Origin of the sequence: Streptomyces sp. NBC_00341 (genome assembly GCF_041435055.1) — a bacterium.
Lineage (GTDB): Bacteria > Actinomycetota > Actinomycetes > Streptomycetales > Streptomycetaceae > Streptomyces.
The window spans coordinates 566,576-590,638 of the sequence record NZ_CP108002.1 but is presented as its reverse complement, the minus strand read 5'-3'; the positions used below and the strand labels follow the sequence as shown (position 1 = coordinate 590,638).

Annotated in this window: 22 protein-coding genes; 6 read left to right on the top strand and 16 right to left on the bottom strand. The window is 73.3% G+C overall.

Annotated features, from left to right (window positions below; genetic code table 11):
- Nucleotides 1-126: 126 nt before the first annotated feature.
- Nucleotides 127-444, bottom strand: coding sequence for a hypothetical protein (locus OG892_RS02695; protein ID WP_073738094.1), 318 nt, complete (start codon nt 442-444; stop codon nt 127-129).
- A gap of 226 nt (nt 445-670) precedes the next feature.
- Between OG892_RS02695 and OG892_RS02690 the strand changes: the two genes are divergently transcribed.
- Complete coding sequence (locus tag OG892_RS02690; RefSeq protein ID WP_371628356.1) at nt 671-1,834, top strand: PLP-dependent cysteine synthase family protein; 1,164 nt, start codon at nt 671-673, stop codon at nt 1,832-1,834.
- Nucleotides 1,835-1,884: 50 nt separating this feature from the next.
- Here the strand turns inward: OG892_RS02690 and OG892_RS02685 are convergent, their stop codons facing one another.
- From OG892_RS02685 to OG892_RS02670, 4 genes are all read right to left on the bottom strand, one after another.
- The gene (locus OG892_RS02685) at nt 1,885-2,367 is read right to left on the bottom strand and encodes an SRPBCC family protein (RefSeq protein WP_371628355.1); all 483 of its coding nucleotides are present in this window, start codon (nt 2,365-2,367) and stop codon (nt 1,885-1,887) included.
- Nucleotides 2,368-2,484: 117 nt separating this feature from the next.
- Nucleotides 2,485-4,488, bottom strand: a complete 2,004-nt coding sequence (locus OG892_RS02680; protein WP_371628354.1) for a hypothetical protein — start codon at nt 4,486-4,488, stop codon at nt 2,485-2,487.
- 119 nt (nt 4,489-4,607) lie between these two features.
- Entirely contained in the window at nt 4,608-5,060 is a 453-nt protein-coding gene (locus tag OG892_RS02675) for an Immediate-early protein 2 (RefSeq protein ID WP_073738090.1), read from the bottom strand.
- 79 nt (nt 5,061-5,139) lie between these two features.
- Nucleotides 5,140-5,982, bottom strand: coding sequence for a DeoR/GlpR family DNA-binding transcription regulator (locus tag OG892_RS02670; protein ID WP_073738089.1), 843 nt, complete (start codon nt 5,980-5,982; stop codon nt 5,140-5,142).
- Nucleotides 5,983-6,166: 184 nt separating this feature from the next.
- Here OG892_RS02670 and OG892_RS02665 point away from each other — a divergent pair, with 184 nt between their 5' ends.
- Complete coding sequence (locus tag OG892_RS02665) at nt 6,167-8,542, top strand: hypothetical protein (protein ID WP_107421852.1); 2,376 nt, start codon at nt 6,167-6,169, stop codon at nt 8,540-8,542.
- On the opposite strand, the gene OG892_RS02660 is transcribed toward OG892_RS02665, so the two are convergent.
- The 6 genes from OG892_RS02660 to OG892_RS02635 all read right to left on the bottom strand — a co-directional run bounded on the left by OG892_RS02660 (nt 8,502) and on the right by OG892_RS02635 (nt 15,272).
- Nucleotides 8,502-10,934: a right-handed parallel beta-helix repeat-containing protein gene (locus OG892_RS02660; RefSeq protein ID WP_073738088.1), complete on the bottom strand. Its 2,433-nt coding sequence runs from the start codon at nt 10,932-10,934 to the stop codon at nt 8,502-8,504. The genes OG892_RS02665 and OG892_RS02660 overlap by 41 nt on opposite strands.
- Before the next feature lie 197 nt (nt 10,935-11,131).
- Entirely contained in the window at nt 11,132-11,740 is a 609-nt protein-coding gene (locus OG892_RS02655; RefSeq protein ID WP_073738087.1) for a hypothetical protein, read from the bottom strand.
- A 359-nt stretch (nt 11,741-12,099) separates the two neighbouring features.
- Entirely contained in the window at nt 12,100-12,579 is a 480-nt protein-coding gene (locus OG892_RS02650; protein ID WP_073738086.1) for a DUF6643 family protein, read from the bottom strand.
- 304 nt (nt 12,580-12,883) lie between these two features.
- Entirely contained in the window at nt 12,884-13,303 is a 420-nt protein-coding gene (locus OG892_RS02645) for a RidA family protein (protein ID WP_371628353.1), read from the bottom strand.
- Nucleotides 13,300-14,427: a mandelate racemase/muconate lactonizing enzyme family protein gene (locus OG892_RS02640; RefSeq protein WP_073738084.1), complete on the bottom strand. Its 1,128-nt coding sequence runs from the start codon at nt 14,425-14,427 to the stop codon at nt 13,300-13,302. The genes OG892_RS02645 and OG892_RS02640 overlap by 4 nt, the downstream gene beginning before the upstream one ends.
- 41 nt (nt 14,428-14,468) lie before the next feature.
- Entirely contained in the window at nt 14,469-15,272 is an 804-nt protein-coding gene (locus OG892_RS02635) for a creatininase family protein (RefSeq protein WP_371628352.1), read from the bottom strand.
- 41 nt (nt 15,273-15,313) lie between these two features.
- Here OG892_RS02635 and OG892_RS02630 point away from each other — a divergent pair, with 41 nt between their 5' ends.
- Nucleotides 15,314-16,270 carry an ROK family protein gene (locus tag OG892_RS02630; RefSeq protein WP_328868040.1) on the top strand — a complete coding sequence of 319 codons (957 nt, stop codon included), beginning with the start codon at nt 15,314-15,316 and terminating at the stop codon, nt 16,268-16,270.
- A gap of 20 nt (nt 16,271-16,290) precedes the next feature.
- Here the strand turns inward: OG892_RS02630 and OG892_RS02625 are convergent, their stop codons facing one another.
- Genes OG892_RS02625 through OG892_RS02605 form a run of 5 tightly spaced genes read right to left on the bottom strand, consistent with a single transcriptional unit; the run spans nt 16,291 to nt 21,425 of the window.
- A complete protein-coding gene (locus tag OG892_RS02625) occupies nt 16,291-17,136 on the bottom strand; it encodes an ATP-binding cassette domain-containing protein (protein WP_328868041.1) in 846 nt (281 codons plus the stop codon).
- Complete coding sequence (locus OG892_RS02620; RefSeq protein ID WP_371628351.1) at nt 17,133-17,960, bottom strand: ATP-binding cassette domain-containing protein; 828 nt, start codon at nt 17,958-17,960, stop codon at nt 17,133-17,135. Before OG892_RS02620 ends, OG892_RS02625 begins: the two co-directional genes overlap by 4 nt.
- Nucleotides 17,957-18,862 (bottom strand): ABC transporter permease, encoded by a 906-nt coding sequence (locus OG892_RS02615; RefSeq protein WP_073738080.1) that lies wholly within the window; start codon nt 18,860-18,862, stop codon nt 17,957-17,959. Before OG892_RS02615 ends, OG892_RS02620 begins: the two co-directional genes overlap by 4 nt.
- Nucleotides 18,859-19,851, bottom strand: a complete 993-nt coding sequence (locus tag OG892_RS02610; protein WP_371628350.1) for an ABC transporter permease — start codon at nt 19,849-19,851, stop codon at nt 18,859-18,861. The genes OG892_RS02615 and OG892_RS02610 overlap by 4 nt, the downstream gene beginning before the upstream one ends.
- A complete protein-coding gene (locus OG892_RS02605; RefSeq protein ID WP_371628349.1) occupies nt 19,851-21,425 on the bottom strand; it encodes an ABC transporter substrate-binding protein in 1,575 nt (524 codons plus the stop codon). Before OG892_RS02605 ends, OG892_RS02610 begins: the two co-directional genes overlap by 1 nt.
- A 54-nt stretch (nt 21,426-21,479) precedes the next feature.
- Between OG892_RS02605 and OG892_RS02600 the strand changes: the two genes are divergently transcribed.
- The 3 genes from OG892_RS02600 to OG892_RS02590 all read left to right on the top strand — a co-directional run bounded on the left by OG892_RS02600 (nt 21,480) and on the right by OG892_RS02590 (nt 23,964).
- Nucleotides 21,480-22,346 (top strand): helix-turn-helix domain-containing protein, encoded by an 867-nt coding sequence (locus OG892_RS02600; RefSeq protein WP_328868045.1) that lies wholly within the window; start codon nt 21,480-21,482, stop codon nt 22,344-22,346.
- Nucleotides 22,343-23,383, top strand: coding sequence for a serine hydrolase domain-containing protein (locus OG892_RS02595; protein WP_371628348.1), 1,041 nt, complete (start codon nt 22,343-22,345; stop codon nt 23,381-23,383). The genes OG892_RS02600 and OG892_RS02595 overlap by 4 nt, the downstream gene beginning before the upstream one ends.
- A gap of 110 nt (nt 23,384-23,493) precedes the next feature.
- Nucleotides 23,494-23,964 carry a helix-turn-helix domain-containing protein gene (locus OG892_RS02590; RefSeq protein WP_328868047.1) on the top strand — a complete coding sequence of 157 codons (471 nt, stop codon included), beginning with the start codon at nt 23,494-23,496 and terminating at the stop codon, nt 23,962-23,964.
- Nucleotides 23,965-24,063 lie beyond the last annotated feature (99 nt).

The following is a 24,063-nucleotide window of genomic DNA, read 5'->3' as shown; positions in this document are numbered from 1 at the left end:
ACCGCTGATTCCGGGCCGGCGGCCTGGATCACAGTGTGACCGCCGGTAAACCATGAGTGACGTGACTCCAATGTCGCTCAGGGGTTCCGGCTCCGCAACTCGCGGTGTCCCCGTCGCGCCGCTCCGTCAGCCGCGCGCGGCGGCCGCCCCGCGCAGCGCTTCGAGGAACCGGCGCGCGGGACCGGCCTCGTCGGGCTTTCCCGGGCGGCGCGGCATCGTCAGCCGGTACCGCGTCCCGTTGACCCGTGCCACCGTCGCGTCCGCGCCGGAGAACCACGCTCTGCCCGTGCTCACCGTCCCCACCGGTGCGCTGTCGATCTCCCGGCCGTAGCTGGTCAGCAGCGCCAGCCGGCCGTCCTTGACGGTCACCTGCCCAGCCCGTGAGAGCGAGCGCGCCCACCGGTCGATCCGTACGCCTGTCTCACTGAACTCCGTTTCGGACATGGCCCCTTCGCCCCCTTCGTCACGCCCCCGAATGAAAGTGTGCACAACCCGGACCGGCTGCACCAGACCGGGGTGGGGCGCAATGACGCATTCGCGCCGCGGCGGCTTCCGCAGGCGCCCCGTCCGCAACACCAAGGCGGGGCTATGGAGTATCAAAGTCAATGTTTGTGCAGGTAGGGGGCATATCGTGGGGCGCGCCGAGACCGGTCGCACGAGGAGCGCACTGATGAACACGAGTGAGAACAGAAGTGAGCACGGACACGACGGCGAAGCGGTGGCGACCGCCGACATCGACCGCACCGACCTCGCGTACCGGGCCTGGCTCAAGGAAGCCGTACGCAAGGTCCAGGCCGATGCCAACCGCTCGGCCGACACACATCTGCTGCGCTTCCCGCTGCCCGAGAGCTGGGGCATCGACCTCTATCTCAAGGACGAGTCGACGCACCCCACCGGCAGTCTCAAGCACCGGCTGGCGCGCTCGCTCTTCCTCTACGGGCTCTGCAACGGCTGGATCCGCCCCGGAAAGCCGGTGATCGAGGCGTCGAGCGGTTCGACCGCCGTCTCGGAGGCGTACTTCGCCAAGCTGATCGGGGTGCCGTTCATCGCCGTGATGCCCCGCACCACCAGCCCCGAGAAGTGCCGGCTCATCGAATTCCACGGTGGCCGCTGCCACTTCGTGGACGACTCGCGCAGGCTGTACGAGGAGTCCGCCACGCTCGCGGCGGAGTCCGGCGGCCACTACATGGACCAGTTCACCTATGCCGAGCGGGCCACGGACTGGCGCGGCAACAACAACATCGCGGAGTCGATCTACCAGCAGCTGCGGCTGGAGCGGTACCCGGAGCCCGCCTGGATCGTCGCCACGGCGGGTACCGGCGGCACGTCCGCGACCATCGCGCGGTACGTGCACTACATGCAGCACGACACCCGGATCTGTGTGCCCGACCCGGAGAACTCCTGTTTCTTCGACGGCTGGACCCGTCACGACCCGCTGGCCACCAGCGACTGCGGATCGCGCATCGAGGGCATCGGCCGGCCCCGGATGGAGCCGAGCTTCGTCCCGGGAGCCATCGACCGGATGATGAAGGTCCCGGACGCGGCCACGGTCGCGGCCGTGCGTGCGCTGGAGCGGTCCATCGGGCGCAAGGCCGGCGGTTCCACCGGAACGGGGCTGTGGAGCGCGTTCAAGCTGGTTGCGGAGATGCTGGCACAGGGCGCCACCGGCAGCATCGTCACCCTGATCTGCGACCCCGGCGACCGCTACCTCGACAAGTACTACTCCGACTCCTGGCTGGCCGCGCAGGGCCTGGACATCGCGCCGTACACCCGGACCATCGACCACTTCCTGAACACCGGCAGCTGGCCCGGCCCGCAGGGGAGCAAGGCCTGATCCACGAGAGGCCGTTCGCGCCGCGTGCGTGCTCCGGGCCGCCGCGCTCCTCAGCCCCCGGCCGGTCCGGAGAGCCGCCGGCCGAGGTTGCGCACGGCGTCCCGGAACGACCTGCCCACCGCAGGCCGCGCCCGCCGCATCGTGAACCGGAACAGCGCAGAGCCGTCGGCGGCGAAGGTCCACTGCACCCGGGTGCCGGTACCGGCCGGGGTCAGCAGCCACTCCTCCACCAGGGCCTGCAGACCGGGGGCGTTGGAGTCGTCGATGCGGTAGGCGTACCGGCTGCCGGGCTCGGCGGCGACGATCGTCTCCCGGAACCTGATCCCGCCCCGGAGCCGTACCTCGCGCCCCGCGCCCGCGTCGATCGGCCGCGCCGACGTCAGCTGGGTGAACCAGCCGGGCCAGCCCTCGACGTCATCGGCCAGGGCGCGATAGACGGCCTCGGGTGGCGCGGCCACCTCGGCGGCGAAGACCAGTCTCAGCGGTGCGGCCTCGACGAAGTCGAGGTCCACGGAGCGGAGTCGGCGTGCCATGGAACGCACCTCCCGTGCGGTCGGCGGCGAACGGGCCGCCGTCACCATATCTGACATGCTGTCAGTTGTCGTCTGCGATACCTGAGCCGACTCCGGCCGGTCGTACGCGGCGCCCGGTCAGCGCACCGCCGTGAGCGAACCGCCCTCCCGGAGACGGGCCTTCAGCTCCACCGAGGCGTCACGTGGCGCCCGCACCGCGAGCGTCGTGCCGGAGGCCGATGCGCGGACCGCCCCGGTGGCCTGGATCCGGTCGACCGCACGGCTTCCCGCGGCCAGCACGTACCACCGCCCCGAGGGCGCCTTCCAGTGCGTGCCGCCCAGGACGTGCTGGCCGAACCGGCTGCACAGCGCCGTGTCGCGCTGGTCGCCCACCACGGTCGCCGGGGCGGCCGTCGACGGGGCGGGTCCCAGGAACTGCACCAGCACGCGGCCGGGCCCCTGCCAGGTGTCGGCCCGGGTGCAGACCCACTGGGCCGGGGCGCCGCCCTCCGGGAGGCGCTGCTCGGCGAAGTCCCAGTTGTTGACCGCCCGCACGCCGGTGCCGCCCAGCGCCCGCAGCGAGCACGCGGTACGCGCCCAGCTCAGCAGCGCGGGGCTGCCCGTCGCCTCCCTCGGCTGCCGCGCGGGTGCGCCGCCGCCGGGTTTCGGCGTGAAGGTGAGGTGAACCGGGGTCAGGTCGCCCAGGTCGGTGACGAGGAAGGCGTGCTTCTCCACGATGCGCTCCGAGGACCGCAACTGCATCACCGGCCAGGAGTCGCAGCCGCCGTCCGCCGACGGACGCGCAACGGCGGCCGTCACTCCGTCCGCCCCCGCCTTCAGCGCGCGCGCCGGGGTGTCCGGCCGCAGCAGATCACGCGTCGTGGACTCCGAGATCCAGGGCGCCAGCAGAAAGCGGGCACGGTCCCCGCTGCGGCTGACGACCACGGCCGCTCCCGTCGTCACATCGGCGTCATCGGTCCGGGCGAAGTCCAGGGCCGGGGCCCCGGTCCCGGACAGCGGCTCCGCGTAGCGCACCACCCGTACCCCGCCGTCGTGGAACAGCACCACGGCGGCGCCGTCCACCTCACCTGCGTACAGCAGCCGAGGCGGCTGGGTGGGGGGCACCGCGAGCGCCCCCGGGGTGGTCGAGACCGCGGTGGCCTTCGGGGTCCGGCCCCAGGTCCGCAGCGCCCGGCCGAGCAGCGCCCGGTCGTCGGTGCGGTCACCGCGGGCCGGCCACGCCGTGAAGTCGACGCGGGAGGTGTCCGCCCACTCCTGCGCGGCGGTGCGCAGCAGCGCCGCCGGATCGAGGTCGGGGGCGAGCGTGCTCCCGGCGTCGGGGAGGCGGACCGCCGAACCCTCCTCCGCCAGCGCGACCACGCCGCCCGCCACCACGCACAGCGCGGCGACGCCCGCCACCACCCGCATCCGGTGCCGGCGCCGCAGCAGATCGCTCGGCCGCGTCTGGAGCACGCACGGATCGAACTCCCCGGAACGCAGCAGCGCCCCGGCCCCCGCACGGTCGCCGGCCCCGAGCCGCCTGGCCGCCCGTACCGCGCTCGCCGGGTCCCGCGCGTCCGCTCGGGCGAGCAGGGACTGCGCCTCCGGCTCGTCGAGCTCCTCCAGCAGCCGCAGCGCGAACGCCGCCCTGACGGCCGCCGACACCGTCGACAGCTCCTGGTCAAGCGCCAGTTCGGCCGCTCCGCCGGCCCGCGGGAAGAGCCGCAGGCCCCAGACGGCCGGGAGCGAGGGGCGCAGCGCGGTCGGTGCCGGCAGCCGCCCCGGCCACCAGCGGGGCCGCCGCTCGTGGGCCAGCGCGGTGCGCAGGACACGTAACCGCATCCAGGCGTAGGCGGAGGTCACCCCGTCGTCCGGAGCGGGCCCGGGGGAGGCGCCTCGGGTCTGCTCCGGAACCCGGGCGGGCGCCGGAGCCTCCGGCGCCGTACCCGCCCCGGGCAGCGCACGCTGCACAGAGGCGTGGGCGGCCAGCACCCTGCGGTGCCGGCCGAGGGCGGGCGGCAGCACCAGATAGGCGAGCCGGACGAGACGCGGGTAGTGCTCCACGAGCGCGGCCTCGGCCTGCGGGACGCCGGGGCGTTCGCTGCTGCCGGAGGACCGCTGCTGCGGTTGGTGGATCGGCATGAATTCGATGCTTCCTGAGCCGTAGGCGGAAACCGTCACACCGACAAACGACTCGATCGTGTGACGGTCACATCACCTGCTCAGGGCACCCGTCAGCACCGTACGGATCCGGCCACCGGTCACTGATAGCCCCGCGCCGGCCGGTCGAGCATCGAGTCGAGCACCCGGCCGAAGATCCGCCGCCCCGCCCCGGAGATCAGCGGATCACCCCACCTCGGCAGCAGCCGCACACTCAGCTCCTCCACCCACACCACGTGGGAGCCGGCATGAGTGGGGTACACATCGATCGACGCCCGGCCCAGTACCACCCGGCCACGCTTCTCCAGACGGCACATCCCCGCCCGGCTGCCGGACGGCGGTGACCACCGGACCACTTCCATCGGATCGTCGAACGCCAGCGGACCGATCCCGGTGCGTGCCACGAAGACCGTCCCGGTCCGGGTCGGCGTCCCGGCGGGCACCGTGATCGTGGTCAGCGGGACCTGCGCGGCGTGCCGTTCCCAGTCCGTCACCCGGCGCCAGGACTCGGCTGCGGGCAACGGGGTGAAGCGCTCGATCCGGAAGACGGCCACCACACGATCCTAGGCCGTGCTGACCCTGCCGCGAGCTGAGCGGAATCCGGGGGCACCGCAGGCCGGGGCGAAACCCGCCTCAGCCCCGGGCGGGGCCGCCCTCGGCGTCCCGGCCCGCGACCACCAGACCGGGCAGGTGCTCCTCGATCTCCTCGCGGGCCTCGTCCGCCAGGCCGGCGTCCGTCACGAACGTGTTCACCTGCTCCAGCGTGGCGAACGAACTCAGCCCCACCGTGCCCCACTTGGTGTGGTCCGCGACCACCACCACGCGCCGCGCCGACTGGACGAAACGGCGGTTCGTCTCCGCCTCGGCCAGATTCGGCGTGGACAGGCCGGCCTCGACCGAGATGCCGTGCACACCGAGGAAGAGCACATCGAAGTGGAGCGAGACGATCGCCTGATCGGCGACCGGGCCGACCAGCGAGTCGGACGGCGTCCGCACCCCGCCCGTGAGCACCACGGTCGCGGCACCCGGCCGGGCACCCGGCGACCCGGGACGCTGCGCCGCGTGGAACACATCGGCGACCCGCACCGAGTTGGTCACCACCGTCAGGTCCGGTACGTCCAGCAGGTGCTGGGCGAGCGCGTAGGTCGTGGTGCCGCCGGACAGCGCGATCGCACTGCCGGGCACGGCCATCGCGGCGGCAGCCCGCGCGATGTCCTCCTTGGCGGTCAGCTCCAGCGTCGACTTCGCCTCGAAGCCGGGCTCGTGCGTACTCGCCTCGACCACCGGTACGGCGCCGCCGTGCACCTTCTCGATGACACCCTGGCGGGCCAGCGCGTCCAGATCCCGGCGGACGGTCATGTCGGAGACGCTCAGTTTGCGGGTCAGCTCATTGACCCTGACCCCGCCGCGCCTGCGCACCTCGTCGAGGATCAGCGCGCGCCGCTGCTCCGCGAGCAGATTCTGATTCTCGCTCAACGCCGGGTCCGGTCCTTCCCTGTGGTCGTGCAGGAGTCCGTTCGGACGGGGCTCATCCTGCCACGCGGTGTCGCGGGCCGCCGCACTGGGGAGATTTCGTGAGAGCGGCACGGACACCGCCGCCCGGCCGCGACTCTGGTGACCCGCCATCAGCCGCCTTTCCCCTCCGAGAGCGAGTCACCCAGTGCCACCTCCCACCCAGGCCACCCAGAGCACCGGGCCAGCGCTGGAACTGCTGGTCCACGGTGTGGGCGGAACCACGCCCCAGGAGATGCTCGTCGACCCGCGCACGGTCCGCGTCACGGGCGACGCGACCGCCGCCATCTACCGGCGTTCCGGCGACATCGACGCGGAGCAGCACCCCGAGCGGTACCGGGACCGGCCCATCCCCGAGGCCTACTGCTGGTCCAACCTCACCTCCGGCAACGGCTCCCGTGCGCTGTGGCTCCTGCTGCTCCCGTTCATGGTGATCAACCTCGCCCACTGGATGCGCCCGGCCGCCACCGGCCGCCCCCGCACCGTCCGGCTCTACGGGGCGCTGGTCCGGCTGGTGGCGCTGAGCCTCACCGTCCTGCTGACCGCCGCGGCCTGCGAGGTCGCGCTCGACCTGACCGCCTGGCAGTGCGCCGGCGTGGCCGCCTGCTCCGACCAGCGCTCGTGGCTCGGATTCCTGTCCGCCGCCCAGGGCGGCTGGTGGTCCCAGCCCGGCCGCCGGCTCGCCCTCGCGGCCCTGGTGCCCACCGCGCTGGTGGGACTGCTCTGGTACCTGTCCAACCGCACCTGGAGCGCCTACGAGTCCCAGCGCCCGCTGACCGGCACCGTCCCCGACGACGACGACAGCGCCGGGACCGCCCCCGCCGAGCCCCTGCGGCCCGCGCTCGGGCGCCCCGGATTCTGGTTCGGGCGCCGGCTCGTCGCCCGGCTGCGCGCCGCCCACACCGCCGCCGGGTTCCTGACCGTCACCGCCTCCGTCGCGGGCGCCGCGGCCCGGCACGACCGGGCCGCCGGGAGTTCGGTCCCCGCCGTGTACGGCCGGGTCATCGAGGCGCTGCTCGTCCTCGGGATGCTCGTGGTGCTCTGGGTCGTCTGCCGGCGAGGCCGCAGCGAGCGGCGCCTCGACAACCGGCTCGACCGCGCCGTCATCACCTACCTGCCGGGGGCCGCGCTGACCCTGCTCGTCCTCGCCTCTGTGCACGCCGCCTGGTCCCGCCCCGGCTGGGCCTCCGCGGGCACCCTCCCCGGCGACATCACCTTCCGCGTCGTCACCCTCGCCCAGGGCGCCTTCGTCGTCGCCCTGGCCGCGGTGGCGTGGCGCCTGTACCGGCGCAGTCCCGAGCCGCGCACCGTGATGCGCGGACTCGGCGGCCCCTCGGTCGCGATGCTCGCCTGCGCGCTCGGCGGCGTGATGACCGGCGGGGTGGCCCAGCGGGTGGCCGACTGGCTCGACGGGCCCGGCAGCCCCGGCATGGGCCGCAGCGCCGTCATAGAGGGGCCGCCGGTCCTGCTCAGCTGGCAGGCCTCCGTCATCCCCGTGCTGCTGGTGCTGCTCCTGCTTCCCGGCGTCGCCCTCGGCGTACGGACCTACCTCGCGGCCCGCCGCCTTGAGCCCCTGGTCGATGCGGAGTACGAGGAGCGGCGGCCCGACCCCGCCCGTACCAAGCAGATCGCCCGGACCCGCGCCACGGCCGCGCTCACCGACTCCGCGCCCGGCATCGTCGGCCTGGTCTCCGGCGCCACCCTGCTGCTCGGCGCCGGGGCGGTCGGCGGGGCCTGGGCGAGCGGGCAGGTGCCAGGACTCGCGATGGACGGCAGCAGCCCCTTCGTCGAATCGGTGGCCGAGGCGGCCCAGTCGACCGGCTCCTGGATGATCGGCTTCGGCTTCCTGGTCTTCGTCGCCTGCGGCCGGCGCGCCTACCGGGACGCCTCCGCCCGGCGCACCATCGGCATCCTCTGGGACGTCGGTACGTTCTGGCCGCGCGCCGCCCACCCCTTCGCACCGCCCTGCTACGCGGAGCGCGCCGTCCCCGACCTGGCCTCACGCATGTCCGGCTGGACGGCACGGACCCGCGGCCGGCTCGTCATCTCCGGCCACTCCCAGGGCAGCGTCCTGGCCGCGTCCGCGGTCTGGCAGCTGCCCGCCGGGACCCGGCGCAGGGTCGCCCTGCTGACCTACGGCTCACCGATCGAGCGGCTCTACGGACGCTGGTTCCCGGCCTACTTCGGCCCCGTCCAACTGCACGGGCTGCACCGCTCCGTGCACTGCTGGCGCAACCTGTGGCGGGCCACCGACCCGATCGGCGGCGAGATCCGGCTCGGCCAGGAGTCCGGGCCCGAGGTGGACCGGGGCCCGCTGAAGGACCCGCTGGTCTACGGGCGCACCCCGGAGCACCCGCTGCCCGAGCCGGTGCTGGGCCACTCCGACTACCAGGCCGACCCGGTCTTCGCCCAGGAACGGGCCGCGCTCCTGGAACGGCTGACCCCGCTCCTGCCCCAGCAGGCCGACGAGCCCCGCCAGGAGCTCAGGGAAGTTCCGGGAGGTCCTCCGGGTACAGCAGGGTGAGGTCGTCCGTGCTCGTCTCCGCGAGCTGGGCGACCCGGCCCGCATGCCGCTCGACCATCGATTCGAAGGTCTGGCGGGCCGTGCGGCCGTTGCCGAACGCGGGGCCCTTGGGGAGCTCGGTGAAGTACTTCAGCAGCGCCTCGTCGGTCCCGGAGGCCAGGCTGTACTCCTGCTCCTGCGTCTGCTGCTCGACGATCCGCAGCAGCTCCCGCGGCTCGTAGTCGCTGAAGGTGATCGTCCGTGAGAAACGGGACGCCACACCGGGGTTGACGGTGAGGAACCGCTCCATCTCGTGGGTGTACCCGGCGACGATGACGACCACCGCGTCCCGGTGGTCCTCCATCAGCTTCACGAGCGTGTCGATCGCCTCGCGGCCGAAGTCCCGGCCGGAGTCCTCGGGGGACAGGGCATAGGCCTCGTCGACGAACAGCACCCCGCCGCGCGCCCGGTCGAACGCCTCCTGGGTCCGGATGGCGGTCGAGCCGATGTGCTCGCCGACCAGATCGACCCGGGACACCTCGACCAGATGGCCCCGCTCCAGCACGCCGAGGGCGGCCAGGATCTCGCCGTACAGCCGGGCCACCGTCGTCTTGCCGGTGCCGGGGGAGCCGGTGAAGACCAGGTGGCGGCGGACCGAGGCGGCCTTCAGACCGGCCTCCTGGCGTCGTCGCCCCACCTCGATCATGTCGGTGAGGGCCCGCACCTCGCGCTTGACGCTGTCGAGCCCGACCAGCGTGTCCAGCTCGCCCAGGACCGCTGCGGAGGTGCGCACCGGCTCGGCCGGCGGCTCCACCGCGACGGGCCCGGCCGCACGCGGAGCGGGGACCGCCCCGAGGAGTCCGGGAGTCGTCTGGGTCGCCGTCAGGACTGCCGGCGGCGGGGGAGTGGCGGTGCGCAGCGCGCTCTCGTCGCTGCTGCAGTCCTCCACGACCGGACCGGTGCCGGACCCGTCGCTCTGGGCGCCGCCCTCCGGGAACTCGTAACCCCCACGGGCGCAGCGCTCGGTGCGGCAGCGGGTCAGCGTCGTACGGCAGCCGTCCATCACGTGGAAGCCGTAGCCCTCGCTGCCGGTGACCCGGCAGCCGTGGAAGGTGCCGCGGCCCTCGGCCGACACGTAGAAGCCGGCCTCGGCGGGCGAGGTGACCGTGCAGCGCTCGATCGTCGGATCGGCGCCCTTGGTGACGATCACGCCCGTCTGGGCGGCATCGATGGTGCAGTTGTTCAGGGTGCCGCCGCTCCCGTGGTCGCGGAACCAGGCGCCGGTGGACGTCTCACGGATCCGGCAGTCGTCGAGCTGTGCCGTCGCCCCGTCGCTCACCGACACCGCCGTGTTGCGGATCTGGGAGAGATCGCTGTCCACGACGTCGGCGCGCGAGCCCCGGTCGAGCACGAAGATGGCGTCCGGCACGTCGTGGACGCGGCAGGAATCCAGTATCACCGTCGCGCCGTCGCTGACCCAGACCGCCGGGTAGTCGCCCGTGCTGTCGTGGATCTCGCACTGGTTGGCGTCGACCCGGGTGCCCGGGTCCCAGACGGAGAGCCCGTTGCGGCCGAACCGGCGCACCGTGGAGCGGGTCAGGGTGAGGACCGAGCGCGAACGCAGGTCCACCGCGTTCTCCGGGATGTCGTGGATGTCGCAGTCGGCCAGCGTGAGCACCGCGTCGGTGTCGAGGGTGACCCCGTCCGCGGAGGTGCGGTGCACGGTGCAGTCGGTGAGGTGGGCCGAGGCGCGGGCGGCCACCTGGATTCCGCTGCCCTTGATCTCGTAGATCTCGCAGCCGACCGCCTCAAGACCGCTGCCCTCACCCGTGACGGACAGCCCCGCCCCCGAGGAGTGGTGGATGCGGCAGCGCTCCAGCCGGGGATGTGCGCCGTCGCGCACCGAGACACCGGACTGACCGGCCGAGACGATCTCGCACTCCTCGAACACGCCGCCCGCGCCGTCGAGTACGGCGATGCCGACGCCGGCCGGATTGTCGACGGTGCAGCGGCGCACGGTGGGCCGGGCCGCGCCGCGCACCTCCAGGCCGGCGGCGGATCGGGTCACGATCCGCAGGTCCGCGAGTTCCGGGGCGCCTTCCTCGATCAACAGGGCGGGGGCCGCCGAGTCCTGGCCCTCGACATGGAGATCCTGGACGACGGCGGAGGCGCGCAGCGTCAGCGGTACGCCGTCCACGGGGGCGATCCGGACGGACCCGAGGGAGCCCTCCGGCCCGCGCAGCGTCACCGCGCGGGCGATGACGAGGTTCTCCCGGTAGGTGCCCGGCGCGACGGTGAGCACATCACCGTCCGCCGCGGCTTCCAGCGCCGCGGTGAGGGAGGCGTATTCGCCAGTGCGGCGCCGCCACCGCGATGTGCCGGTGTGCGTCACCTGGACCGTGCCCTGTGCCATGGCGCTGACGTGCCCCCGCCTCGTGCGTGTGTGATGACCTGGTCACCGGCCTCGCGGCAGTGACCACCCAGAGTCCGCCCTGCCGAAGTGAGAGGCGGGCCGGTCCACCGTAGCGCGCGCGGAGGGCGGGAGTTGACCTGATGGGCAGCCTCGCGGTGCGGTGACGGGCAAAGCCTCCCGGGCGGGACGGACCCGGCTCAGCTGCCGGTACCGGTCCTGCCCCAGTCGGGACCGGCCTTGGCCCAGGCCCGGTCGAGCCGCTCGTACCGTTGCCGGACCATGCGCCAGACGACCAGCCGGCGTCCGGCCTCGGTCAGCAGGGCGGTGAGCATCGCGGCGCCGAGCCCGGCGAGCACGGCATGGGTGTGCGCCGTCGGCGCGTCCATGGGGCGCAGCGCGGGATGCCCCTCGGGGTCGGTCCAGACTCTGACCCGGGCCCCCGGGGCGGTGTTGCGCGAGGAGGTCGTCACCGTGGCGCTGCGGGCCGTGCCGTCCGGTGCGCGCCAGCGGGCCAGCACCGTGGTCATGGCCGCGCGGTCGGTGGAGATCTCCGGGTCGGCGACGAAGTGCCGTGAAGCCGTGGAGCGGCGCACCACGACGGCGGTGGTGAGATGGGTCCGCGCCTGCTGGGCCCGTACGGATTGCTGCAACGCGGCGTCGACGCGCGAACCGAAGAACCAGCCGGACGCCGGCGCCGCCAGCACCAGCAGCACGAACGCGACCAGGGCCACCCACGCCTCGTGCCGGTCCGTGGCACGGCGCAGAGGGTTGTGCCGCCAACGCCAGACTCCCGAAAGTGCCCGCACAGTCCTGCACCCCCTTCCGTATCCGTCTTAACCCGATACGGTGCGGCCCGCGCGCCGGAGCGACCAGGAGAGAGCAACCTCACCCCGCCCAACGCACCGGCCCGCTCCGGGAGTTCCCGTCAATGGGGGACGGTTCGTCACGGGCATCCGGCGAGAGCCGCCGTCGAGTCCCCATGGCTCGACTGCACTCTCGCCGGCCGCCGGTGCCGTCGGCACTCCGAACGGGCGGCTGTGGACGGCACGGGGTACGGCAGGGCGCATGCGCCCATTCTGCCAGCCACCGCCGACAGCACGCCGCCTGTGCGGCGTTACCCCCTTCAGGACGCCCTGGACGTCCCCAGGTCCTGGTACCTCAGGTCCTAGTACCCCCGGCCCTGGTACGGGCGGTTGTACGGGTCCTCGTACGGCGACTGCGCGGGAACCGGACGCGGTGACGCCGGACGCATCGACTCGTAGCCGGTACCCGGCGCGGGCCGCGGCGGCTGCTGCTGTTGCGGCGGCGACTGGTAGCCGCCCCGGCTCGCGGCCGGCTGCTGCGGGATGTACGGCGCCGGGGCGTGCTGCAGATGGGCCGGCTGCATCGGCGCGTAGCCCTGCTGCGCGGCCGGCTGCGGGTAGCCGTACGACGGAGCCGGCTGGGAAGGCGCCGCCGGAAGGGCGGGCAGGGCCGACGGGAGTGCCGGCAGATAGCTGCTGCCGGTGTCATAGGCGGCAGGCACTCGGATCGGGGCGATCTGAGGGGTGCCCCGCTCCGCGACCAGGGAGTCGTAGATCGGAGTGTCGGGGAACGACGGCGCGGCGTAGTAGCCACCACCGTAGGTGGAGCGAGGGGAGGTCATGCCACCTAAGTTAAGCCCACGATGTGCCGATTGGGGAGTCCCCATCTTGCGGTTATCCGTTTTACGCGGATTCTGCCCTCCTGACCTGCCAGAACATTGTTAAAGCCTTCGTTAACAGAGGGGGTTTTCCAGTGGGGGGTTCCCGAGGACGTGAATAGGGCTTGGTCGAATCGGGATTAGCGAGTCGGCCGCCCGCCTAAGGGAGTTCGGCGCCGAGATGGTCATGAACCACTCAAGGAAAGGGAGGGAGCGGGGCCGCCGCCGTGGACGGCCCCGCTCCCTCCTTTGCCTCCTCCGCGGCCGGTCAGGCGGCCGGGTCGCGCCGCAGCGCCACCACGTCGATCTCCACGAGGATGTTCATCAGGTCGGAGCCGACGGTGGTGCGCACCGGGCGCGGATCGCTGAAGTGCTCCCGGTAGACCGCGTCGTACGCCGCGAAGTCCCGGTGCAGGTGCTGGAGGTGGACCGTCGACTTCACCACGTCGTCCAGGTCGAGGCCGTCCGCCCGGAGCAGGGCGCGGAGGTTCGCCAGGACCTGGTGGGTCTGCTCCTGGACGGTGTCGGCCACCGCCCCGGTGTCCGGGTCCTGCGGGCCCAGGCCCGAGGTGAACAGGTACGGTCCGGCGGCGATCGCCTTGCTGTAGCCGCCGGCCGGCGGCGGCGTGCGGTCGCTGTGCACGGCGCGCTTGACGGGGGCCCCGGCGGGCCGGGGAGCGGTGCTCATCGGGTCAGGTCCCCCTCGCGCGCGTTGACGTCCGCGTAGTGGCGCAGCTTGTCCTCGTCGACCGTGACGCCCAGGCCGGGGCCGTCCGGCACCCGCAGCCGGCCGTTCTCCAGCGTGAGCGGCTCGATGATGTCGTCCGCGTGCAGGTAGTACATGGAGTCGATGGCGCGCGACAGCACCGGAGTGGAGGCCACCACCGCGAGGTGCGCGGCCGTCGCGATGCCGAGCTCGCCACCGCTGTGCAGGTTCATGCCGAGCCCGAACGTCTCGCAGTGCGCGGCCAGCGCCTTCGTCGGGGCTATGCCGCCCCACTTGTACACGTCACCGTGGATCACGTCGACGGCGTTCAGCCGCATGGCCGGTGCGAAGTCCTCGAAGCGCACCACGCACATGTTGGTGCACAGCGGGATGCGGACCTTCTGCCGGACCTGGCTCATGCCCTCGATCCCGACGCACGGGTCCTCCAGGTACTCCAGGTCCAGCTCCTCCAGGGCGATGCCGGCCCGGATCGAGTCCGGCACCGACCAGGCCGCGTTCGGGTCGACGCGCAGGTTCACGCCCGGCAGCGCCTCGCGCACCGCGCGCAGGATGGCGACGTCGCCCTCCACGTCCTTGGTGCCCTTGAGCTTCACGGCCGTGAAGCCGCCCTCCGCGACCACCCGCACGGTGTGGTCGGCCAGCGCGCCCGGCAGGTCCGCGGGGCGGGCGCCCGGCGCGTCGGCGCGGGTGATCAGCGCGGTCAGCGGCACCTCGTCGCGGACCCGGCCGCCCAGCAGGTCGGTCACCGACTGGCCGGTGGCCTTGCCCATGGCGTCCCAGCAGGCGACGTCGATCGCGGCGAGCGCCGCGTAGCCGAGGTAGCCGTAGAAGAACGGCACCATGTGGTGGCGGCGGTGGAAGGACTCCAGGGCGAACGGGCTCGTCCCGATCAGGTCCGCCGCGAGGTCGCGGACGATCGCGGCGACCGGCCGGCCCCACATCGTCTCGCCCCACCCCTCGACGCCGGAGTCGGTCCTGATGCGCACCACGGTGCGCGTCTCCCCGGTCTTGGTCTCGAACGAGCTGGTGAACGGGTTGACCAGGGGCAGGTTGACGACCTGGACGTCGACCTCGGTGATCTTCATGGAGTGCGGGTTCCTCTCGGTGGGGGCAGCTCGTGGGCGGGTCACGCGGTGGGGCGGGTGGCGGCGTCGAAGGCGAGTACCGCGCGCGCCAGACCGAGGGCGCGGCGCTCCAGCAGGCGCGCCCCGCTCCCGGCGTCGGCGCCGGACGCGTCGTCGGTGGAGCCGCCCACCCGCTCCCACTCGCCGTGCCGCTCCACGGTCAGACCGGGGTAGGGCGGCTTGTCGAACAGCGGCGGCGGGTCGACGGGCTCGCGCCCGGCCCGCTCCGTCCGTACCAGCTCGGGCCGGGCGGCCAGCATCAGCGAGGTCTCGAACCAGCCGGCGTGCCCGGGGATCAGCCCGCTGTCCCCGTCCTCCTCGGGGCCCTCCCCGGGCTCCCCGGTGTCGGTGAGCGTCCAGTACGAGCAGGCCGCCGCGGTCACCTCGGCGCGCAGCGCGAACCGCTTGACCGCGAGGCGCATGATCTCGTCGTTGCCGCCGTGGCCGTTGACGACGAGGACCCGGCGGTAGCCGCAGGCGGCCAGCGAGTCCAGCAGTTCGTCCAGGACGGTGCCGAGCACCGGGGCCGACAGGGTCAGTGCCGCGGCGAACAGATGGTGCGGGCTGTGCCCGTACGGCAGTGTCGGCAGCCGGACCAGGCCGGGCACGTCGACGCCGGCGGCGGACCGCTCCGCCAGGACGGCCAGGGCGCGGGAGACCACCGCGTCCGCGAGCATCGTGTCCGTGCCCATCGGCAGGTGCTCGGCGTGCTGCTCCTGCGAGCCGATCGGCAGGATCGCGATCGAGTCGGCCGCCGCGGCGCGGGTCTCGCGCCAGGTGCTCTCGGTCAGATTCCGGTGGGTCATGCCGCTGTCTCCCCGGATCGGTGGCATGACAGAGTCGGCGCATGGCGCATGAACGTATTCCTTTGCGGTTGGTACCCGATCCGCGGCCGGACGAGCCGGCCGGGCGGGACGTCGGTGTGCTGGGCGCCGTCGAGGTGCTGCCCGGTCTGGTGCGGTCCGCGCTGCTGGAGCGCACCGGAGCCGTACGGGAACGCGCGCAGGCCCGCTTCGACGCGGGCAGCGACGACCCGCGCGTGGTCGACGAGGCGCTGCGGGAGGCGGCCGCGGTGTTCGCCGGCCACGCCCCGCTGGGCGTCGGCGTGGCCGCCGCCGGGGTGGTCGACCCGGCGGCCGGCCGGATCGTCGAGGTCAACGACGCGCCCGCGCTGCGCGGCTACCCGGTCGCGGAGCGGCTGACGGAGCTGGCCGGTGCGCCCGTCCGGGTCGAGCACCGGGCCCGCGTCCAGGTCCTGGGGGACCGGTGGTTCGGCGCGGGACGCGGCCGGCGCTCCTTCGCTTCCGTCGCGACCGGTGAGGTGCTCGGCGTCGGCATCCTCTACGACGGTCAGGTGCTCGCCCCGGTCGGCGGCCGCAGCGGCGCCCATATGACGGTCACCGCCAGCGGCGACGTCTGTACCTGCGGCCGGCGTGGCTGCTGGAAGACCGTGGCGACGACCCGCTGGCTGCGCGAGCGCGCCGCCGCGCTCGGCATGGACCCCAGAGGCGTCTCGCCGGGCACGCTGCTCGCCTCGACCGACCCGGCGGCCCGCGACCTCGTCGTGCGGTACGCGGAGAACCTGGTGCTCGGCCTCGCCACCGTCCAGCAGCTCTTCGCCTGCGGACTGTTCGTGCTGCACGGCGAGGCGCTCGACGGCGGTGAGCCGTTCCGTGAACTGGTCGAGACCCTGCTGCGCGCCGATGAGCTCGGCGGCGGCGAGGCCCCCACCGTGGTGCTCGGCGAGCCGGCCGACACCGGCGCGCTGCTCGGTGCGGCGGGTCTGGTCCTGTCCGGAAGCTAGCGCCCCGGGCGGTCGCGGGGTCATGCCGCGTCGTCCTGCGCAGCGTCGTCCTGCGCCGCCCGGACTCGGCGGCCCCGCGAGGGGTCGGGGACCGGTACGGCGTCCAGGAGCCGTCGGGTGTACGCGTCCTGCGGCTCTGTGAAGACCTGCCGGGCCTCGCCGCTCTCCACGATGCGGCCCCGGCGCATCACGGCGACCCGGTCCGCGATCTGCCCGACGACGGCCAGGTTGTGCGAGATGAAGAAGTACGTGAGACCCAGGCGCTGCTGGAGCTCCGCGAGCAGGTCCAGGACGCGGGCCTGCACGGACACGTCGAGCGCGCTCGTCGGCTCGTCCAGGACGACCAGGCGCGGCTCCAGGGCGAGGGCGCGGGCGATGGAGATGCGCTGGCGCTGCCCGCCGGAGAACTCGTGCGGATAGCGGTCCAGGATGCCCGCGTCCAGGCCGACGGAGTCCAGGAGTTCGCCGGTCCGCTCGCGCACCGCCGCCCTGCCGCGCCGCCCGCGCGCCCACTCCTCGTGGGTGACGAGCGGTTCCCCGACGATGTCCGCGATGCGCATGCGCGGGTTCATGCTGGAGTACGGATCCTGCAGGACGACCTGCATCTGCCGTCGCAGCGGCCGCAGTTCGGCGCCGGTCAGCGACAGCAGCTCCGTACCGTCGAACCGCACGCTGCCCGCGGTGGGCTCCAGCAGACGCAGCAGCAGCCGGGTCAGCGTCGTCTTGCCGCAGCCGGACTCCCCGACCAGGGCGAACGTCTCGCCCTCGCGGACCGTGAGGGAGACGTCGTCGACGGCGACGCTCGGCGGCCGGCCGGGGAACTCCTTGCGCAGTCCGCTGATTTCCAGAAGGTCGCTGGTGGTCATGGGGCGGGCTCCAGTCGGGGGGTGGCGGCCAGCAGGTCGCGGGTGTACTGCGCGGCGGGGCGGGCGAAGACCTGGTCCACGTCCCCGGTCTCGACGACCTCCCCGTGCCGCATGACCGCCACGCGGTCGGCGGTCTCCGCGACCACCCCCAGGTCGTGGGTGATGAGCAGGACGGCCATGCCGTGCCGCCGTTGCAGCGTGACGAGCAGTTCGAGGATCTGCCGCTGCACGGTCACGTCGAGCGCCGTCGTCGGCTCGTCCGCGATCAGGACGCGCGGCCGGGCCACGAGCGCGGAGGCGATCATGACGCGCTGGCGCAGCCCGCCGGAGAGTTCGTGCGGATACTGCCGGTAGCGGTGCTCCGGGTCGGGGATGCCCACCTCGTCGAGGGCGGTCAGCGCCGCCAGGCGCGCCTGTGCGCGGCTGTGGTCGCCGTGCAGCCGCAGCGCCTCCGCGACCTGGGCGCCGACCCGTTGCAGCGGGTCGAGGCTGGTCATCGGGTCCTGGAACACCATGGAGATCCCGGCGCCGCGCACCTTGCGCAACTCCCGCTCGGGCAGGGCCAGTACGTCCCGTCCGTCGAGGAGCACCCGGCCGCCCGCGTAGACGCACGGAGGTTCGGGGTTGAGGCGCATCGCGGACAGCGCGGTGGCGGATTTTCCGCTGCCGGACTCACCGACGACGGCGAGGGTCTCACCGGCGGCGACGGACAGGTTCACCCCGCGCACCGCGTGCACGGTGGAGGAGGCGAGTTCGAAGTCGACGCGCAGGTCCTGGAATTCGAGGACGGGTGCGGTGTCCGGGACATCGGGGGAGTGGGTCATCGGCGGTACGCCTTCGGGTCCGCGACGTCGCGCAGCGCGTCGCCCAGGATGTTGATGGCCAGGGAGGTGAGCATCAGTGCCACACCGGGGAACACGGCGATCCACCAGGACGTGCCGAGGTACAGCTGTCCGTCGGCGAGCATGCCGCCCCAGGTCACCGTCTCCTTCGGCACACCGAGGCCCAGATAGCTGAGCGAGGCCTCCGCGACGATCGCGGCCGCGATGTGCAGGGTCCCGATGGTGGCGAGAGGCGCCATGACGTTGGGGAGCAGGTGCCGCCGCATGATCGTCAGGTCGTCGACGCCGATGGCGCGGGCCTCGGTGATGAAGTCGCGGGTGCGCAGTGACAGCACCTCCGAGCGCACCACGCGGGCGTACGAGACCCAGCCGGTGATGCCGAGGACGAGGATCACGTAACCCAGGCCGGAGCCGACGAAACCGACGACGGCGAGCGCCAGCAGGATCGCCGGGAAGGCGAGCTGGACATCGGCGACGCGCATCACGACGCGGTCCGTCCAGCCGCCGAGGTAGCCGGTGGCGAGACCCGCGGCCGTGCCGATGACGCCCGCGAGCAGGGCGGCGCCGGCGCCGACGAGCAGCGAGACACGGGTCCCGTACACGACGCGGGAGAGCAGGTCGCGGCCGAGCTGGTCGGTGCCGAGCAGATGGGCACCGCTGCCGCCGGACTGCCAGGCGGGCGGCTGGAGGCGGCCGAGGAGGTTCTGGGCGTTCGGGTCGGCGGGCGCGATCAGCGGTGCGAACAGCGCGCACACGATGATCACCGCGAGCAGGACGAGCGCGACCGCGGCGAGCCGGTTACGCAGCAGCGAGCGCCATACGGACGGCTGCTTCGCGGCGGCCGGGGCGATGTCGGTGGTGGGAGCGGGGGCGGTGGTGGTCATCGGGAGTTCCTCACCCTCGGGTCGAGGAGGCCGTAGGACAGGTCCACGAGCAGGTTGACCACGACGAACGTGGCGGCCAAGAGCAGCACCGTGCCCTGGACCAGGGGGAAGTCGCGGTTGGCGATCGCCTGCACGGTCAGCTGGCCGACACCGGGCCAGGAGAAGACCTGCTCGGTGAGGATCGCGCCGCCGAGCAGGCTGCCGACCTCCAGGCCGACGACGGTCACCACCGGCAGCGACGCGTTGCGCATCCCGTGCCGCAGCACGGTGCGCACCGGCCCGAGGCCTCGGGCGCGGGCCGTACGGATGTGGTCGGAGCCCAGCACGTCGATCAGGGACGAGCGCAGCAGCCGGGCGACGACGGCGACCGAGTAGACGGAGAGCGTGACCGACGGCAGGACGAGGTGGGCGAACGTGCCGTACCCGGAGGCGGGCAGCGCGTGCAGGCCGACGGCGAACACCAGGATCAGCAGGATGCCGATCCAGAAGGGCGGGGTGGACTGGCCGACGAGCACGGCCGTGATGACGCCCCGGTCGGCCGGCTTGCCCCGGCGCATCGCCGCGATCGTCCCGGCGGGCAGCGCGATCAGCAGCGTCACGACGAAGGCGCCCGCCGCGAGCAGCAGGGTGGCCGGGATGCGGTCGGCCAGTACCTGGCGCACCGGCTGGCTGTAGAAGAGGGAGTTGCCGAAGTCGAAGCGCGGCAGCCCCCACAGGTAGTCGAGGTACTGGCTGAACAGCGACTTGTCCAGGCCCAGGCTGTGCCGCAGCACGCTCTCCTGCTGGGCGCTGGCGTCCGGCGGCAGCATCACCTTCACCGGGTCGCCGGACAGCCGCACCAGGAAGAAGACGACGGTCGCGGTGCACAGCAGCACCAGGACCGCGGTGCCCAGGCGGGCGGCGGCCGGGCGCAGCACGGCCACGACGCGGCTGCCCGGAGTCCCGGCCGGACCGGCGGACTTGGCGGGCAGGGTCAGGGACTCGCTCATCACACGGCCACCTTCGCGCTCGCCATGTCGAGGATCCCGGCGGCGCCGGGCGTCCAGCTGGGCCGGGTGTTGTGCACGTAGATGTTGTCGATCTGGTAAAGGGGCACGAAGGGCGCCTCGTCCTTGATCAGTTGCTGGAGACCGGAGAAGGCGCGGCGCCGCACGGCGGGATCCACGGACAGTTCCTCGGTGTCCACGAGCTTGTCGGCGCGCTTGTCGTGCCAGCGGCTCTGGCGCCGGTCGCTGCGTACGTTGGACTGGAGCATGCTCTCGCCGTCCAGGGTCCATACGGTCGACGCGGCCAGGTACATGGGGCCGAGTGCGCCGTGGTTGTCCGAGGTCAGCCGCTGGGCGTAGGTGCCCGGGTCGAGCAGATCCACCTTGGCGCGCACCCCGGCGTGGGCGAGCAGCCCGGAGATCGCCTCTGCGACGTTCGCGTCGAGGTTGGAGGCGGTGAGCGAGGTGCTGATCCCGTCGGGGTGCCCGGCCTCGGCGAGCAGTGCGCGGGCCTTGGCGGCCGAGCGGAGGTAGGGCTTCACGGTCTCGTCGAAGCCGAACGCCCCGCGCGGGATCATCGCGGGGACCTCGGTGGCGTTGCCGCCGAGCACCGCCTTGATGAGCAGCGGTACGTCGACGGCGTGGTTGATCGCCTGCCGGACCCGGCGGTCGCGCAGCGGCCCGTCCGACAGGGTGTCGAGTGACAGGTAGGAGGTGCGGACGCCGGTGTGGTGGTCGATCCGCACCCCCGGATATCCGGCCAGCTGCTGGGCGGCGTCCGGGGTCATGCCCGCCACGATGTCCACGCCGCCGCTCTGCAGGGCGGCCAGCGCGGAAGAGGAGTTGGGGGCGGGGACGAAGACCAGCTCGTCGAGGTGCGGGCGGCCCTGCCAGTGGCCCGCGTAGGCGCGCAGCCGCAGTTCGTGGTCGCGCTGCCAGCGGCGGAACGCGAAGGGACCGGTGCCCACGGGATGTGCGGCGAAGCCCTCGTCCCCGACCTTGTCCAGGTAGCGCGGGGGAACCACGACACCGCCGAACAGGGAGAGCTTCGCGGGCAGGATCGGGTCGTGCACCGAGGTGTGCAGGTCCACCGTGTACCGGTCGACGACGGTGACGTCCTCGACGTAACGCAGTTCCACGATCGGTGACTTGGTCGCGGGGTCGAGCAGCCGCTTGATGCTGAACCGGACCGCTTGCGCGTCGCAGGGCTCGCCGTTGTGGAACGTGACGCCGCGCCGCAGCTCGAACCGCCAGACCTTGGCCCCGACGGCTTTCCAGGAGAGCGCCAGCCGCGGCCGCAGGGTGTTGTCGCGGCCCAGGGAGGTGAGCGTGTCGAAGATGTTGATCAGGGCGTTCATCGACGTCATGTCGCCCTGCTTGTGCGGGTCCATCGTCTTGGGGTCCCCGGTCTGGGACACCCGCAGGACGTTGCCGGCGGCGTCCGCGGGCGGCGACCCGCACCCGGTCAGCAGGGCGGGGGCGGCCAGGGCGGGCGCGGCCAGAGCGCCGGCCCGCAGCACCGAGCGGCGGGAGCAGCCGGTGCGGGGGCCGCTTTGCCCTCCACGTATTCGTTCCATTGAACAACACACCCGTTCCGGTGAATGGAATGCAGTGCGGGTAAGGTAATCCCCATGGGGAAACCGGTCAACAGTCGTTCGCAGCAGCAGACGTCCGCCACCGCTCTCGACGAGGCGGCCGTGACAGCCCTTCCACCCGCGCCAGGCCCGGTGGACAAGGCCATGGAAGTGCTCTCCGCCCTCGCGGAAACAGGAGCGCCACACCGCCTCGCGGACCTCGCCCGCCATACGGGCCTCGCCAAACCCACCGTGCACCGCCTGCTGCGCGCTCTCGCGGCCAGTGGCTACGCCGAACCGGCCGAGGGCGGCAGCTACCGCCCCGGGCCGCGTCTCCTCGGACTCGCGGCGGGCGTCCTCGCCGACGACGCGGCCACCCGCCGGGCAGGCCCGGTCCTGGAGGAACTCCGCATCCGCACCGGCCTGTTCGCCTCCTACGCGGTGCGCGACGACAGGGCCCTGGTCCACCTGCGCGTGCACGCACCCGCCCAGGGGCCCGCCCTCGACCTGCGGCCCGGAACGCGCGAGTCCGTCACCGCGGGCGCCGCCGGACTCGCCCTGCTGGCGGCCCTGCCCGCAGAGGACGCCGAGACCCTGCTGACCGGCTCGGACGGGGCCCCCGCCGATGAGGCGACGCGCACCGCGCTGACCGTTGCCGCCCGCGACGGCTACGCCTTCGACAGCGCCGACGCCTGGCGGGACCGCCGCGCGCTCGCCGCCCCGGTCCGCGATGCCGCGGGGCGTCCGGTGGGCGTGCTCGTCCTCACCGGACTCGCCTTCACCCTCGACGAGGCGGCCGCGCGCCTGTACGGGCCGATGGTGCGCTCCGCCGCGGCCGCGGTCTCCGCAGGCCTGGCCGCCCAACCGGGAGCACGGCTCGGCCTGGTGGCAGACCCGGACCAGGGGGCGGGACGGAAGCGATGAGCACCCACCACGCCGCCGCACGCCGGCACCTCCTCGAACAGGGCCGGGCGCGCGGCCTGTACTCCGGTGCCGCCTGGTCCCTGGGGGACGCGAACGGACCGTACGACCGAGGCTGGACCGGAACCCGGGCCGACGGCGGCGCCCCGCTGGACGGCACCGACCTCTGGGACCTCGCCTCGGTGACCAAACCGATCGTGGGCCTCGTCGTCATGGCCCTGGTGGAGCGGGGCGTACTCGGCCTCGACGACACCGTGGGCCACCACCTGGACCGGTACCGCGACAGCCCGCACGCCGCGCTGACCCTCGCCCAACTCCTCGACCACACCTCGGGACTGCCCGGCGGCGTCCCCCTGTACCGCGAGCACCCCACCCGCGAATCGCTGCTCACCGCACTGGGGACGCTGGAGTGCGCCGCCGCACCCGGCACCCATGTCGCGTACTCGTCCCAGGGGTTCATACTGCTCGGCCTGATCGCCGAACAGGCCACCGGCCGGAGCCTGGACGCGCTGGTGACGGAGCTCGTCAGCGCGCCGCTCGGACTCACCGACCTGTGCTTCCGGCCCGGCCACGAACAGCGGGCGCGTGCGGTGGCCACCGAGGACTGCCCCTGGCGCGGCCGGACCGTGACCGGTGAGGTGCACGACGAGAACGCCGTCGTGCTCGGCGGCGTCGCGGGCCACGCCGGTCTCTTCGCCACCCTGACAGACATGGAACGGCTCGCGCGCTCCCTGCTCGGCGGCGGGCCCCCCTTGCTCGCACCGGACACCCTCGCGCTGATGACCGCACCCCGCACCGACCACCTGAACCTGCGCCGCGCCCTGGCCTGGCAGGGGACGGACCCGCACACGTCACCGGTGGGGGAGAGCTTCGGCCCCGCCTCGTACGGGCACACCGGATTCACCGGCACCAGTCTGTGGATCGACCCGGAGGCGGCGCGCTACGCGATCCTGCTGACCAACCGCGTCCATCCGGTCCGGGCGGAACGCGGATTCGCCCCCCTGCGGCGGGAGTTCCACACGGTCCCTGTCCGCCGCTGACCGCCGGCCGGCGGGCTCGCGAACGCCGGCCTGTGCGCGCTCACCGCGTTCAGGGCGACGCATCGTCGGCGATACATCGTTAGTGATGGGTCTGGCGTAGGGTGCGGGCCATGAGTTCCTCGACGACCCCGGTCCAGCTGTTCCTCCTCGGCCGCACCCTCATGAAGATCGGGGAGGAGTCGCTTCCCGAGCTGCCGCCGGGCGCCGACACCCACCGGGTCGGCACCCGCGCCGCCCTCGTCGTCCTGAGTGACCTCCTCGGCCACCCGGATACCTCGGTGAGCGCGATCGCGGTGCGTACGGGCCTGCCCCAGAGCCAGGTGTCGGGCGCCGTGGCCCGGCTGAAGGATGCGGGTTCGATCGTGACCGCGCCCGATCCGGCCGACGGCAGAAGGCAGTTGATCCGCCGGGCCCCCCACACGTCGGAGCGGGTGTCGCAGGTCCGGGCGTCCCGGATCGACGACGCGCTGGCCACCGCACTCGGCACGGACGACCCCGAGCGGCTGCGCGAGGTCGCGGAGGCCCTCGACGTGCTCGCCCGGCATCTCACCCCCGAGGCGGCGGGCCGCCTGCGGCCGTGAGGCGGACCGGGAAGCCGTGGCCGGTGGGACCCGGACCTGAGTACTCGACCGGCCGGGACCCGTACCCGAGCACTCGGCCCGCCCGGGGTCCGGCCCCGA

Bases quoted from the DNA above. Each gene is read 5' to 3' on its own strand.
- OG892_RS02695 (WP_073738094.1), bottom strand. From the start codon at position 444: ATGTCCGAAACGGAGTTCAGTGAGACAGGCGTACGGATCGACCGGTGG.
- OG892_RS02615 (WP_073738080.1), bottom strand. From the start codon at position 18,862: ATGACCACCACCGCCCCCGCTCCCACCACCGACATCGCCCCGGCCGCC.
- OG892_RS02650 (WP_073738086.1), bottom strand. From the start codon at position 12,579: ATGACCTCCCCTCGCTCCACCTACGGTGGTGGCTACTACGCCGCGCCG.
- OG892_RS02685 (WP_371628355.1), bottom strand. From the start codon at position 2,367: ATGGCACGCCGACTCCGCTCCGTGGACCTCGACTTCGTCGAGGCCGCA.
- OG892_RS02590 (WP_328868047.1), top strand. From the start codon at position 23,494: ATGAGTTCCTCGACGACCCCGGTCCAGCTGTTCCTCCTCGGCCGCACC.
- OG892_RS02610 (WP_371628350.1), bottom strand. From the start codon at position 19,851: ATGAGCGAGTCCCTGACCCTGCCCGCCAAGTCCGCCGGTCCGGCCGGG.
- OG892_RS02680 (WP_371628354.1), bottom strand. From the start codon at position 4,488: ATGCCGATCCACCAACCGCAGCAGCGGTCCTCCGGCAGCAGCGAACGC.
- OG892_RS02625 (WP_328868041.1), bottom strand. From the start codon at position 17,136: ATGACCACCAGCGACCTTCTGGAAATCAGCGGACTGCGCAAGGAGTTC.
- OG892_RS02635 (WP_371628352.1), bottom strand. From the start codon at position 15,272: ATGACCCACCGGAATCTGACCGAGAGCACCTGGCGCGAGACCCGCGCC.
- OG892_RS02630 (WP_328868040.1), top strand. From the start codon at position 15,314: ATGGCGCATGAACGTATTCCTTTGCGGTTGGTACCCGATCCGCGGCCG.
- OG892_RS02660 (WP_073738088.1), bottom strand. From the start codon at position 10,934: ATGGCACAGGGCACGGTCCAGGTGACGCACACCGGCACATCGCGGTGG.
- OG892_RS02595 (WP_371628348.1), top strand. From the start codon at position 22,343: ATGAGCACCCACCACGCCGCCGCACGCCGGCACCTCCTCGAACAGGGC.
- OG892_RS02620 (WP_371628351.1), bottom strand. From the start codon at position 17,960: ATGACCCACTCCCCCGATGTCCCGGACACCGCACCCGTCCTCGAATTC.
- OG892_RS02645 (WP_371628353.1), bottom strand. From the start codon at position 13,303: ATGAGCACCGCTCCCCGGCCCGCCGGGGCCCCCGTCAAGCGCGCCGTG.
- OG892_RS02690 (WP_371628356.1), top strand. From the start codon at position 671: ATGAACACGAGTGAGAACAGAAGTGAGCACGGACACGACGGCGAAGCG.
- OG892_RS02605 (WP_371628349.1), bottom strand. From the start codon at position 21,425: ATGGAACGAATACGTGGAGGGCAAAGCGGCCCCCGCACCGGCTGCTCC.
- OG892_RS02600 (WP_328868045.1), top strand. From the start codon at position 21,480: ATGGGGAAACCGGTCAACAGTCGTTCGCAGCAGCAGACGTCCGCCACC.
- OG892_RS02640 (WP_073738084.1), bottom strand. From the start codon at position 14,427: ATGAAGATCACCGAGGTCGACGTCCAGGTCGTCAACCTGCCCCTGGTC.